This window comes from Micromonospora sp. NPDC048063, assembly GCF_043202855.1.
Lineage (GTDB): Bacteria > Actinomycetota > Actinomycetes > Mycobacteriales > Micromonosporaceae > Micromonospora.
In genome coordinates this window covers 92,805-105,640 of sequence record NZ_JBIDBG010000017.1, presented here as the reverse complement: position 1 = coordinate 105,640, position 12,836 = coordinate 92,805, and the positions used below count along the sequence as shown (strand labels likewise).

The 12,836-nt window shown below is 76.5% G+C and carries 8 protein-coding genes; 6 read left to right on the top strand and 2 right to left on the bottom strand.

The annotated features are described in order from the left end of the window. Positions 1–33: 33 nt before the first annotated feature. Both ACGFZ2_RS28555 and ACGFZ2_RS28550 read right to left on the bottom strand, forming a co-directional pair. Entirely contained in the window at positions 34–1,422 is a 1,389-nt protein-coding gene (locus ACGFZ2_RS28555; protein ID WP_393458823.1) for a hypothetical protein, read from the bottom strand. Positions 1,423–1,712: 290 nt separating this feature from the next. Then, positions 1,713–2,951, bottom strand: coding sequence for a PucR family transcriptional regulator (locus ACGFZ2_RS28550; protein WP_393458820.1), 1,239 nt, complete (start codon positions 2,949–2,951; stop codon positions 1,713–1,715). Between the two features lie 84 nt (positions 2,952–3,035). Here ACGFZ2_RS28550 and ACGFZ2_RS28545 point away from each other — a divergent pair, with 84 nt between their 5' ends. From ACGFZ2_RS28545 to ACGFZ2_RS28520, 6 genes are all read left to right on the top strand, one after another. Next, positions 3,036–4,124: a ferredoxin reductase gene (locus ACGFZ2_RS28545; protein ID WP_393458817.1), complete on the top strand. Its 1,089-nt coding sequence runs from the start codon at positions 3,036–3,038 to the stop codon at positions 4,122–4,124. Positions 4,125–4,138: 14 nt separating this feature from the next. After that, positions 4,139–5,281 (top strand): fatty acid desaturase family protein, encoded by a 1,143-nt coding sequence (locus ACGFZ2_RS28540; protein WP_393458814.1) that lies wholly within the window; start codon positions 4,139–4,141, stop codon positions 5,279–5,281. A gap of 262 nt (positions 5,282–5,543) precedes the next feature. Further along, entirely contained in the window at positions 5,544–6,716 is a 1,173-nt protein-coding gene (locus ACGFZ2_RS28535) for an alanine--tRNA ligase-related protein (RefSeq protein WP_393458811.1), read from the top strand. A 272-nt stretch (positions 6,717–6,988) separates the two neighbouring features. Then, positions 6,989–8,761 carry a non-ribosomal peptide synthetase gene (locus ACGFZ2_RS28530; RefSeq protein ID WP_393458808.1) on the top strand — a complete coding sequence of 591 codons (1,773 nt, stop codon included), beginning with the start codon at positions 6,989–6,991 and terminating at the stop codon, positions 8,759–8,761. Next, positions 8,758–11,913 (top strand): AMP-binding protein, encoded by a 3,156-nt coding sequence (locus ACGFZ2_RS28525; RefSeq protein WP_393458805.1) that lies wholly within the window; start codon positions 8,758–8,760, stop codon positions 11,911–11,913. The genes ACGFZ2_RS28530 and ACGFZ2_RS28525 overlap by 4 nt, the downstream gene beginning before the upstream one ends. Then, entirely contained in the window at positions 11,849–12,814 is a 966-nt protein-coding gene (locus tag ACGFZ2_RS28520; protein WP_393458803.1) for a thioesterase domain-containing protein, read from the top strand. The genes ACGFZ2_RS28525 and ACGFZ2_RS28520 overlap by 65 nt, the downstream gene beginning before the upstream one ends. Positions 12,815–12,836: the final 22 nt, after the last annotated feature.

Sequence of the window (12,836 nt, the reverse complement as noted above, 5' to 3'; positions counted from 1 at the left end):
GTCGCGTCGTCGTCGGAGCCCTCCGGGGCGCGTTCACTGGTACTCCAGGTAGCGCTGGCGCAGCCCGGCGACCACCCCGGCGGCGGCGAGCAGCGTGACCCAGGCGGCCGTGCCGCCGAGATGGCGTGGCGCCTCGGGCAGGTCGGCCACCATCCGGGAGACCTCCTCGTTGCGGGCGGTCAGGTCGGCGAGGAGGTGGCCCTCCGCGGTGACGAACGCCCGGCCCGCCGAACCCTCGCTGAGCACGGTGTCGACAGCGTCGCGGAACGCGTTGGGCGTCCGGCTCTGCCGGGCCGGCCAGACCGCCTCCGTCAGGGCGGTGCAGTCGATCCGGTCCCTCGGGGGCTCCTGCCCGGCGGGATCGGCGCAGAGGTCCCGCCGGTCGAAGTCGGCCTTGTGCCCCGCCGGGTCGACGCTCGCCCCGAGCCCGAGGTAGACGTCGGCGCGGCCGGCCAGCAGGCTGCCGAGTCGCTGCTGGGTGGCGCTCTGCGCGTCGATCGCCCGTTCCAGCTCGGGGAACCTCCGGTCGGCGTCCGGCCAGTGCCACCACGACGAGACCAGCATGGCCAGCACGGCCGCGGTGCCCAGCGAGGCCAGCAGCAGGCCGGCGTTCAGCCGGCGCCGGGTCCGCCGGCGCAGCCACACCTGCACCACCACCAGGGCGGCGAGGGTGCCCAGCGGCACCAGCACGGACGCGGCGAGCCACGGCCGCGCGTCGGCGCGGGCCTCGAGCAGCCGCCGGGTGTCGTAGTTCCACAGGCCCTGCGCCGCGGTGAGCAGCTCGGTGGACATGTAGTGCGACGCCTCGCGGGCGTAGGCCGAGGCGAGCACGGCGCGGGCCGCCGCGTCCTCCGCCCCGGTCTCCGCCGTCGTCTCCGCCGGCGTGCAGGGGCGGCGCTGCTCCGCGCCGGGAAGCGTGGGGAGGGGGCCGGCCACCCGCAGCGCGGCGCACACCACGTCCCGGTAGACCTTCAGCCGCGCGGCGATCGTCGCCAGCCTGGTCAGCCGGTCGGGGTCGTCGACGGCGTTGCCCATCGAGTCGGTCAGCGTGCGCTCCACCTCGTGCACCGCCGCGTCGTACGCGCCGACGAGCGAGACGCGCCGGTCCTCGGTGGGCGGGAGCAGGAAGACGGCGCTGGCGGCGACGTCGGCGTCGGCGAGGCCCTGGTAGATCTCCCGGGCGGTCGTGCTGGTGCGCACGGCGGTCTCGGCGGACCGCTCGCCGAGCGTGGTGGCGGACGCCCGGGACTGCACGGCGACGGCGGCGGTCGCGGCGAGCGCGGCGACCAGCACGGCGCCGCCGACCACGATCAGCGCCGGGGTCGTCCGCAGGGCGTCGCGGAGCCGGCCCGCGCGACGTCTCCGTCGGGTGGCCGGGGCCGACCGGTCGGTCCCGTGTCCGTCCCCCGTGTGCGGCGCCATGCACGTCCTCTCGCTCGCCGGCCCCGCCCGACGGCCCTCCTGGTGCGGGTGGCGCGGTGTCGGAAGCAGCCCCGTTCCGCCCCGCCGCGCGGCGACCACCGGCCTTGCCGGCGGCCGACGTGGTGATCGTGGGCGAGGAGGGACCAGGGTGCCAGACGAAGTCGGCCGGCGATACGGGTATGTCCGGTATCTGACCTGATCGTTCCCACGCGGGGAACCGCGCTCGGCGCGCGTCCCGTCGCCGATCCCCGAGCGGGGGCGGGGCCGATCCCCGAGGGCCGACGGTCCGATCAGGACGGCGGGTCGCCGGCCCCGTCGCGGGGCGGGAAGGCCAGGGCGAGGGTGAGGTCGAGGACGGTCCCCGGATCGGTCAGCCGGTCGCCGTACAGCTCGCGGAGCTTGCCCATCCGGTAGCGCACGGTCTGCGGGTGCACGAAGAGGTCGGCGGCGACGTCGTCGCGCCGGCCGTGGTGCAGCAGCCAGGAGCGCAGCGTCTCGACGAGGCGGTCGGCGGTGGCGGACGGCAGCGACGCCAGCGGCGCCAGGACCCGGGCGCGCAGGTCGGCGAGCCCCTCCGGGTCCGTGCTCAGCACCAGCTCGGCGAGGTGCTCCTCGGTGTCCAGCGCCGCGCCGTCGTCGGCGGGGTGGAGGCCGAGCGACAGGGCCCGGGTCGCGCGCTGGTAGGAGGAGGCCACCCGGGTCCACGGGCGGGCGGGGCCCAGCACCGCGCGCCGCCCGCGCAGCACCCGGGCGAGCTGGCGCCGCCGGTCGCCGTGCGTGTCGGGCACCAGCAGCACCGCGAGGTCCTCGCCCGCCGCGGCCGCCGGCAGGTCGTCGCCGCTCTCGAGGGTGTGCGAGGGCAGCAGCGCGAGCGCCGCCCGGAGGTTGGCCCGCGGCAGCAGGACGACGGTGAGGGTCTGCGGCGGCGGCCAGTCGGCCCGGTCGGCGCTGCGCAGCAGCGCCTCCTCGGGCTCGCCGGCGAGCAGCCGCTGGGTGAGCCGTTCCAGGTTGCGGCGCCGGGCCCGGCCCACGCTGGCCAGCTCGTCGGCGTGCCCGGCCACGCTGGCGGCGGAAAGCTCGTCGATGTACGCGAACATCAGCTCGGCGAACTCGGCGACGGTGGCTGCGGACGACCCGCCCTGCACCGTGGTGGTCGACATCTCCCGCCACGAGACGCGGGCGCCCACCCGGTACGCGGCCAGCAGCGCGTCCATGCTCCGGCCGGAGCGCGCCTCGCCGCTGCCGAGGGCGTACGCGGCCTCCAGGGCGCCGACCAGGGGCGTGCTCGGGTCGGCGCCCTGGGACCGCTCGATGAGCTGGAGGAACGTGCCGAGCGCGAGCTGCACCGCGGTCTCGATCTTCTCGCGCATCTGGCCGGTGAGGGTGCCGGAGTAGCTCGGGACCTCGGCGGTGATCGCGGTGATCGTCCGCTCGGCGAGCAGCGGCAGCCGGTCGCGCAGCGCGCCCGCGACCCGCGCGTCCAGTTCGAGGCGGGCGGCGCGCCGGGTGGCCTCGGAGCGTTCCGACACGTTTGTTCCCTTCGCACAAAAAGGCTCGATCGGTTCACCTTCGCAGGCCAAGATTTTATGCCAGGCCGCCGCGACCATCGAATCATGACGACCACCGTCCCGCGCCCACCCGCGAAGGCGTCCCTGCGGGGCCGCATCCTGCGGCTGGCCGCGTCGGTCACCACCCCGCTGCTGCCCGACGACTACCTCGACCTGGTGGCCCCGCTGCGCTCGGGGGCGGACCTGCGCGGCCGGATCGTCGCCGTCCGCCCCGAGACCGCCGACGCGGCGACACTGGTGATCCGGCCGGGCCGCGACTGGCGGGGGCACACCCCCGGCCAGTACGTCCGCCTCGGCGTCGACGTCGACGGCGTGCGCCTGTGGCGGGCGTACTCGGTCACCTCGGCCCCGACCGCCCGCGGGCCCATCTCGATCACCGTCAAGGCGATCCCGGACGGCGTGGTCAGCAACCACCTCGTCCGCCGGGCGCAGCCCGGGACGCTGGTCCAGCTCGACCAGGCCCAGGGCGACTTCGTGCTGCCGGGCCGGCCGCCCGCCCGGGTGCTCTTCGTGACCGCCGGCAGCGGGGTCACCCCGGTGATGGGGATGCTGCGCTCGGGCGTGCTGGCCGGTGCCGACGTCGTCGTCGTGCACTCCGCGCCGACCCCCGCCGACTCGATCTTCGGCGCCGACCTGCGGGACCTCGCCGCGCGGGGCGCGATCCGGCTGGTGGAGCGGCACACCGACGCCGACGGGCTGCTCACCGTGGCCGACCTCGCCGGTCTCGTGCCCGACCACCTCGACCGGGAGACCTGGGCCTGCGGCCCGGTCGGCCTGCTCGACGCGCTGGCGGAGCACTGGACGGCCCAGGGGTGCGGCGAGCGGCTGCACACCGAGCGGTTCCGGCCCACCGTCATCTCGCCCGGGGAGGGCGGCACCGTCACCTTCACCCGCTCGGGGGCGACCGTGGCGGCCGACGGCGCCACCCCGCTGCTCGACGCCGGTGAGAACGCCGGGGTGCTGATGCCGTCGGGCTGCCGGATGGGCATCTGCTTCGGCTGCGTCCTGCCGCTGCGCCAGGGCGCGGTCCGCGACCTGCGCAACGGGGACCTGACCACGGCGGTGCCCGGCGACGGCGTCCTCATCCAGACCTGCGTGTCGGCCGCGGCCGGCCCCTGCGACATCGACCACTGACCGGAGTACCCGACGTGACCGTGATCCAGAACAAGCCCGTCAACCCGATCGCCCACCTGACCGCCGAGGACATCGAGACCATCGGCAAGGAACTCGACGCGATCCGCGACCGGGTGATCGCCGACCGGGGCGAGCGGGACGCCGCGTACATCCGCCGGGTCATCTCGACGCAGCGCAGGCTGGAGCTGGGCAGCCGGGTGGTGCTGCTGTTCTCGCTCTTCCCGCCGGCCTGGATCGTGGGCACCGCCGGCCTGACCGTGGCCAAGATCCTGGAGAACATGGAGATCGGCCACAACGTCCTGCACGGCCAGTGGGACTGGATGCGGGACCCGAAGATCCACTCCACCACTTGGGAGTGGGACCACGTCTCGCCGGCCGACCAGTGGAAGCACTCGCACAACGAGCTGCACCACCGGTACACGAACGTGATCGGCAAGGACAACGACCTCGGCTACGGCATCATGCGCGTCGACGAGGACCAGCGGTGGCACCCGTTCCACCTGGGCCAGCCGCTGTGGAACTTCATCAACGCCTGCTTCTTCGAGTACGGCATCGCCGCGTACGACCTGGAGCTGGGGCGCAACCTGCGCAAGGGCCGGCACAAGAAGCCGGAGTTCCGGGCCCGGGCCCGCGCGGTGGGGCGGAAGATCCGCCGCCAGGTGCTCAAGGACTACGTCCTGCACCCGCTGCTGTCCGGGCCGTCGTTCCTGCACACGCTGGCCGCGACGTTCACCGCCAACCTCCTGCGCAACCTGTGGAGCCACTCGGTGATCATGTGCGGGCACTTCCCGGAGGGCGTGGAGACCTTCTCCCGGCGCTCGATCGAGGGCGAGACGCGCGGCGAGTGGTACCTGCGGCAGATGCTCGGCTCGGCCAACATCAGCGGCAGCCGGCTGCTGCACATCATGACCGGCAATCTGTCGTACCAGATCGAGCACCACCTCTTCCCCGACCTGCCCAGCAACCGCTACCAGGAGATCGCCCCCGAGGTGCGGGCCCTGTTCGACCGGTACGGGCTGAAGTACACCACCGGCTCGCTGCCCCGGCAGGTCTTCTCCGCGTGGAAGAAGGTCTTCCGGCTGTCCCTGCCCAACCGGAAGACGCCCCGCCCGGTCGACGACCGTCCCGCCCCGGCCCTCGTCTCCGTGGGTTCCTGACCCTCCCCGACGCCGCCGCCCCCGCGCGAAACGCGCTGGGCGGCGGCGTCGGCGTGCGCGTACAGTCGGGGGCATGGAGATCAGGTGTTCCTTCGCCGCCGCGGCCGCGCGAGCTTCGCGCTCGTCGGTCGCCGCCGCCTGACCTCACCACCTCCCGCCGGCGACCGGAAACGGTCCGCCGGCGTTCTTCTCCGTCGTCCCGGCCCGCCGGTTCCCCGGCGGTGGACCCTTTCCGGCCGCCCCACCCGGAAGGCCGTCCGCCATGACGTACGACCCGATCAGCCGCACCTTCGTCGACTTCTTCCGCGAGCGCGGCCACGAACTCGTGCCCGACGGCTCGCTCGTCCCGCCGCCGGGCGACCCAGTGCTGTTCACCACCTCCGGCATGCATCCCCTGACCCCCTACCTGGAGGGCCGACCCCACCCGCTGGGCCGGCGCCTGGTGAGCGTGCAGCGCTGCCTGCGCACCACCGACCTGGACGAGGTCGGCGACTCCACCCACCTGACCGTGTTCCGGATGCTGGGTTCCTGGTCGCTCGGCGACTACGGCCTCCCGCAGAGCCTGCGCTGGGGCTACGAGCTGCTGCGCGACGGCTTCGGCGTCGACCACGACCGGCTGCACGTGACGGTCTTCGGCGGCGACGACCAGGTCGGCCCGGACGAGTCCTCGTTGCGCACCTGGGGTGAGCTGGGCCTGCCCGTGGAGCTGACCGGGCAGGAGAACTGGTGGTCCAACGGCCCCACCGGGCCGTGCGGACCCGACACGGAGATCTTCGTCTGGACGGGGGACGGGCCGTCCCGGGGCACCCCCGGCACCGACGGCCGGTGGATGGAGGTCTGGAACCACGTGCGGATGCGCTACCGCCGGCACCCGGACGGGAGCCTGACGCCGCTGCGGCAGCCCAACGTGGACACCGGGATGGGCCTCGAACGGCTGGAGATGGTGCTGCGGGGCCACCGCTCCGTCTTCGAGACCGAGGGGCTCGTGCCGTGGGTCCGCGGCGTCCGCAACGTGTGGGACCTGCGGGACGAGCCGCTGCGCCTGGTCGGCGACCACCTGCGGTCGAGCGTGGTGGTGGTCGGCGACGGCGTCCGGCCGTCGAACACGGGTCGCGGCTACGTGCTGCGCCGGCTGCTGCGCCGCGTACTCACCACCCTGTGGCGCGACGAGCCGTCCCGCAGCCTGTCCGACCTGCCCACCGGGCCGGTGCGGCACACCCTCGACGGGTTCCGGCAGGGCGTCACCGTCGAGGAGGTGCGCGAGGTGCTCTCCGGCGAGGAGCGGCGGTTCCGGGAGCTGCTGCGGCGCGGGCGCCCGGTGGTCCGGCGCCGCCGGTCCCGGGGGCCGCTGACCGACGAGGACTACCGCGACCTGCACGACACCCACGGGCTGCCGCGCGACCTCGTCGACGGGCTGCTGAGCGAGGTGGGGTGAGCCGGCCCGCCCCGGTCCCGCGTCGGGTGCGGCCGCCGGGTCACCGTGGGTTTCCCGCCTGCTCCGTTTAGCGAAGTCGACATCCGCGCGTCAATAGACCTACGTGCATGAAAATGGAGGCGAACGCCGTTTCGGCCCGTCACCGTCGATGATGGTCGTGACACGTGCCGTGGTGCCAGGATGACTCGCGTAACAAGCGTTGACGTGCTGTTACGCACCCCTTCCGCCGCGCGACCTGGAGGCGCTGTCGTGACCCGACCCTGCGGGGAGCCGTGACCGCCACCGCACGTGCCGGTCAGCACCGCCCCACCACCGTCCCCGCCCAGGTGCTGCGCGCCGCCCGGACACATCCCGACCGGCCGGCGGTCGTCGACAGCCACCGCACGCTGCGCTACCGCGACCTCGTCACCGCCGCCACGAAGCTGGCCGGGGCGCTGGCCCCGACGCTGGCCGCGGGCGACACCGACGGGCGGGTCGTCGCGGTGCTGCGGCCGCGTACCGCCGACGCCGTCGTCGGGCAGCTCGCCGCCTGGTTCTGCGGTGCCGCGTTCCTCCCGCTGGACCCGGCGCTGCCGGTGGCCCGGGTCGCCCGGATCCTCACCGACGCCGGCTGCCGCGTCGCCGTCACCGCCGAGGAGTACGCCGACCGGCTGCCCGCCGGGGTCATCCCGGTCCGCGCGGGCCGGGAGGAACACCTGCGGCTGCCCGACGCCGACGACCTGGCGTACCTCATCTCCACCTCCGGCTCCACCGGCCGGCCCAAGCAGGTCGAGGTCGCCCACCGCAGCCTGTGGACGGTCCTCGACTGGTACGCGACCGCCTTCCGCCTCGGCCCCGGCGTGCGGACCGCCGCCTTCGCCGGGCTGGCCTTCGACGCCGCCCTGCTCGACCTCTGGGCGCCGCTGATGCGCGGCGCCACGGTGCTGCTCGCCGACGAGTCGGTGGCCCGCGACCCGGAGCGGGTGGCGGCGACGGTGCGCGAGGTCGACCACTGCTTCCTCACCACCCCGCTCGCCGAGCACCTGCTGCGCGCCGGCGCCGACACCGGCCGGCTGCGCAGCCTGGCCACGGGCGGCGACCGGCTGCGCACCTGGCCACCGGCCGACTTCGGCGCCGCCGTGCACAACCTCTACGGCCCCACCGAGGCGACCATCCTGGTCACCGCCACGTCGGACCTGCGCCGGCACACCGACCGGACCGGTCCGCCGCCGATCGGACGGCCGGTCGCCGGCGCCCGGCTGGCCCTGGCCCCGACCGGCCCCGAGGACGGTGCCGAGCAGGGTGAGCTGGTCGTCGCCGGGCCGGTGCTGGCCCGTGGCTACCGGTCCGCGCCCGCCGAGACCGCCGCCGCCTTCGGCGTCACCGACGGGGAGCGGCGCTACCGCACCGGGGACGTCTGCCGGCGCGACCGCGACGGCGAGCTGCACTTCGTCGGCCGCGGCGACGGCCAGGTCAAGGTCCGCGGCCACCGGATCGAGCTGCGGGAGGTGGAGTTCGCCCTGCTCGCGATGCCCGGCGTCGGCCAGGCCGCAGCCGGCACGCTCGACCGGGACGGGCAGACGCTGCTGGTGGCCTGGGTGGTCGGCGCGGTCGACGCCGACGGCGTGCGGGACTGGCTGCGTTCCCGGCTGCCCGCCGCGATGGTGCCGCACCTCGTGGAGCGGTGCGACGCCCTGCCGCTGACCACCAACGGCAAGCTCGACCGGGCCGCGCTGCGCGCCGGCACCGCCCGGCGGCTGGCCGGCGAGCGCGGGGACGGCCGGGACGCGCCGGGGGACCGGCCGACCGAGGCCGGGACGGCGGTCGCCGAGGCGTGGCGGGCCGTGCTGGGCGCCCCGCCCCGTCCCGACGACGACTTCTTCACCGTCGGCGGCGACTCGCTGCTCGCGGTGCGGCTGAGCGCCCTGGTCCGGCAGGGCCTGCGGGTCGACGTGCGCGCCACGCTGCTCTACGAGCACCGGCGCTTCGCCGACTACCTCGCCGCCGTCGAGGCGCTGCGCGCCGCCGGGCCGGTCGCGGCGGACGGGGTCGGGGCGGCCCGGTGACCGGCACCCTGCTCAGCCGCCTGCTCGCCGCCGCCGACCGGCGGCCGGACGCGGTCGCCGTGCACGCCGAGGACGCCGTCGTCACCTGGGCCGGGCTGCGCGACCTGGCCGGCCGCTACGCCGCCGGCTACGCCGCGCGCGGTGTCGGCCCCGGCGACCGGGTCGGGGTGCTGCTGGAGCCCGGCGCGCATGCCGTCGCCGCCGCCGTCGGCGCGTTCGCGGTGCGGGCGGCGTACGTGCCGCTGGACCCGCGCCAGCCGCCGGCCCGCGTCGCCGCGCTGCTCGACGCCGCCGAACCGGCGCTCGTGGTGGCCGGGTCCGCCCCGCCCGGGCGGCCCGTCCTCGCGCCGGCCGCCGTCGGGGCCGGGCCGGCCACGCCCCTCACCGACACCGGCGAGCCGTCCGACGTGGCGTACGTGGTGCACACCTCCGGCTCGACGGGCGCGCCGAAGGCCGTGCAGGTGGAGCACGGCAACCTGGTCAACCTCCTCGCCGACCTCGACGACCGCGCGCCGGCGCCGGACGGGCACACCGGCACCTGGTGGACCCGCCCCTCCTTCGACGTCGCGGTCTGGGAGTGCTTCGCCCCGCTGGTGCGGGCCGGGACGGTGCGGGTCGTGCCGGACGGGGCGCGGCACGACGGCGCCGCGCTCGCCGGGTTCCTGGACGCGGCGGGGGCGGGCAGCGCGTACGTGCCGCCGGCGTTCCTGCCCGAGCTGCGGGCGCTGCTGCGCGCCGAGCCGGGGGCGCTGACCGGGCTGCGGCGGCTGCTGGTCGGCGTCGAGCCGATCCCGCGCCCGCTGTTGCAGGACATCGCCCGCAGCAGGCCGGCCCTGACCGTCGTCAACGGGTACGGCCCGGCCGAGGCGACCGTCTGCTGCGCCCTGTACGTGGTGCCCCGCGACGGCGCGGTGGCCGGCGAACGGACCCCGATCGGCACCGCCGTGCGGGGCACCCGGCTGCTGCTGCGCCAACCCGACGGGTCGTGCCGCCCGACGGGGACCGGCGAGGTGGTCGTCGCCGGCGCGGCGGTGGCCCGCGGCTACCTGCGGGACCCGGGCGGGGAACCGGCGTTCGGCACGGCGGCCGACGGCACGCGCAGCTACCGGACCGGCGACCTGGCGCGCACCCTGCCCGACGGCAACCTGCTCTTCCTCGGCCGCGTCGACCGGCAGGTCAAGCTCCGCGGCTTCCGGATCGAGCCGGCCGAGGTGGAGGCGGTGCTGCGCCGGCTGTCCGGCGTCCGCGACGTGGTGGTGGCGGCCCGGCGTTGGGACGAGCTCGGGGACGTGCTGGTGGCGTACGTGGCGGCGGAGCCGGGGGCCGGGCTGACCGAGCGGGCGGTACGGGACCACGCCCGCGACCGGCTCCCCGGGTACGCCGTGCCGGCGGTGGTGGCCCTGCTGCCCCGGCTGCCGCTGACCCCGCACGGCAAGTACGACCACGACCGGCTCGCCGCGCTGCCCCTGCCCGCCGCCGGCTCCCCGACCGGCCCCGGGGGCCTGGCCGACGTGCCCGGCCCGGTCGACGTGCCTGACCCGGTCGACGTGCCCGACCCGGCCGCCGTGGTGCTCGACGCCTGGCGGCGGGTGTTGCCGGCCGGGGAGATCCGGCCCGGCGACGCCTTCCTGCCGCTCGGTGGCACCTCGCTCGCCGCGGCCCGGGTGGCCGCCCGGCTGACCGAGCGCACCGGCGTGCCGGTGACCCCCGCCGACGTCCTGCGCGCCCCCGACGCGGCGGCCCTCGCCGCCCGGCTGCGCGAGGCGTCGACCGGCCGGTCGCGCGACGCCGCCGGGCGGGTCGCGTCCGGCGGTCCGGCGCTCGCGGGCGCGCCCTCGACGACGGCGACCGCAGGCGCGCCCCCGACGCCAGCGGGCGCGCGGTGCGCGCCGCTGACCCCCGAGCAGCTCGGGCTGTGGCTGCACGACGAGCTGAACCCGGGCACCGACCTCTACGTGGAGCCGGTCTGGTTCAGCACGACCAGCCCGGTGGACCGGAGCCGGCTGGCCGCCGCGCTGCGCCGGGCGGTCGCCGCCCACCCCGCGTTCGGCGCCGGGCTGCGGCTCGTCGACGGCCTGCCCGAGCTGGTGCTCGACCGGCACCCACCGACCGTGGAACTGGTCGACGTCACCGACGGCCCGGCGCTCGACGCGGCCGTGCGGGCCCGCGCCCGCCGCCCGTTCGACACGACGGCCGAGCCGCTGCTGCGCTGCGCCGTGCTCGGTTCCGGCGACCGCACCGACCTGCTGCTGGTCTGGCACCACCTGGCGGTCGACGCGTGGTCCCTGCGGCTGTTCCTGGCCGACCTGGCCCGCTGCCACGACGACCCGGCCTGGTCGCCCCCGTCGCCCGCCACCACGCTGTGCGACCTGAACCTGCGCCGGTCGGCCCGGGTCGCCGACGCCGCCGCCCGGGAGGCCGTCCGCGCCACCGCCGCCCGGGTGCGCGGGATCGCCGAGCCGGCCCCGGTACCCGGCGGCACCGGCCGGACCGTGGTGACCCGTCCGGTGCGCGCCACGGCCCGGGCGCTGACCCGGGCGGGCGACGGCACCGCGACCGAACTGGCCGCCGCCGCGTACGCGCGGGCGCTCGGCGCGCTGCTCGACCGGGACGCGGTGGTCGTCGGCTGCGCCACCACCACCCGCCGGGCCGCCGACGAGTTCGACGTCGCCGGGTACGCGGTCAACACCGTGCTGCTGCCCTGCACGGACCTACGGAAGCCCTGGCCCGACACCCTCGGCCGGGTCCGGACGGAGCTGCGTCGGGCGGTGGCCGAGCAGGCCCCGTTCCGGGAGGTGGCGGCCGAGGTGCTGCGGGGCACCGGCGCCCCGCCCGGCGCCTACCCGACCTGCTATCTCGACTCGGTGGAGGAGCCCGAGCTGGTCACCGGCCGGGTCACCTGGCGGCGGCGGGAGCTGCGCCGCTCCGCTAACCGCTTCCCGGTCTGCCTGACCCTGCGTCAGCACCCGGGTGGGGCGTTGTCCGTCCTCGTCGAGGCCGACGGGCGGGCGCTCACCCCGGACGCCGCGGCGGCGCTCGCCGCCGCCGTCACCGACCAGCTCGACGCGTACGCACAAGGAGACCCCGATGGCACGGACGATCGCGTTGCGCCAGGTCAGCGAGGGACGGTCCGGGTGCCTGCTGACGGTTGAGTTCGCCGGCGACTCCGCCGGCCCCGGCCTCGCCGCCACCCTCGCCGAAGCCGAAGCCGAAGCCGAAGCCGAAGCCGAAGCCGAAGCCGAAGTCGAAGTCGAAGCCGAAGCCGAATCCGAAACCGAAGCCGAGGCCGGTGTCGAGGCCGAGGCCGGTGTCGACGGGGCGACGGGAGCCGGGGCGGGGTGCCGACCGGGCGGGCCCGGGCGGGGCGGCCGGCACGAGATCTGGCGGCTGGACCCGGTGACCAGCCTGGAGCTGCACCCGGGGCTGCCCGGCCACCGCGACCTGGCGGACGCCTGCGCGGCGGAGTTCCTCCGGCTGCGGCCCGCCGACGCCGGCCCGGTGACGGTCGTCGGCTACTGCAGCGCGGCGGTCTTCGCCCACCACCTGGCCCGCGCCCTCGCCGACGCCGGCGGACCACCGGTCCACCTGGTCCTGGTCGCGGCGACGGTGCCCGACGAGGAGACGGTCCGCCACGAGTACGCGGTGCTGCACCGCAAGCTCACCGGCGATCCCGCGCCGGCCGACCCGACGCCGCTGCTCGCCGACCCGGTGACCACCGTGGACCGGTTGCGCGACGAGCTGACCCGGCTCGCCCGCGCCTTCGCCACCGCCAACGGGTTCGACCCGGCCGAGGCGGAGACCGCGGCCGACGAGATCGCCGGCCGGTACCTCGCCTGGCTCTGGTTCCTGCTGGATGCCGCCGGCACCGGCCCGGCCCCGGTGCCGTGCCCGGTGGTCGAGGCGCGCGACGACGCGGAGGCGCTCGGCCTGCTGCGGGTGTGGGCCGTTGACGGGCAGACCGTCGGCACCGGCGGAGACACCCGGGGACGAGCTGACGGGAACGGAACACGCGACCGGGGGGCCGCGATGACGGGACGACGGGGGCCGCGATGACGGGACGACGGGGACGCGATGA

Bases quoted from the DNA above. Each gene is read 5' to 3' on its own strand.
- ACGFZ2_RS28520 (WP_393458803.1), top strand. From the start codon at position 11,849: ATGGCACGGACGATCGCGTTGCGCCAGGTCAGCGAGGGACGGTCCGGG.
- ACGFZ2_RS28555 (WP_393458823.1), bottom strand. From the start codon at position 1,422: ATGGCGCCGCACACGGGGGACGGACACGGGACCGACCGGTCGGCCCCG.
- ACGFZ2_RS28535 (WP_393458811.1), top strand. From the start codon at position 5,544: ATGACGTACGACCCGATCAGCCGCACCTTCGTCGACTTCTTCCGCGAG.
- ACGFZ2_RS28545 (WP_393458817.1), top strand. From the start codon at position 3,036: ATGACGACCACCGTCCCGCGCCCACCCGCGAAGGCGTCCCTGCGGGGC.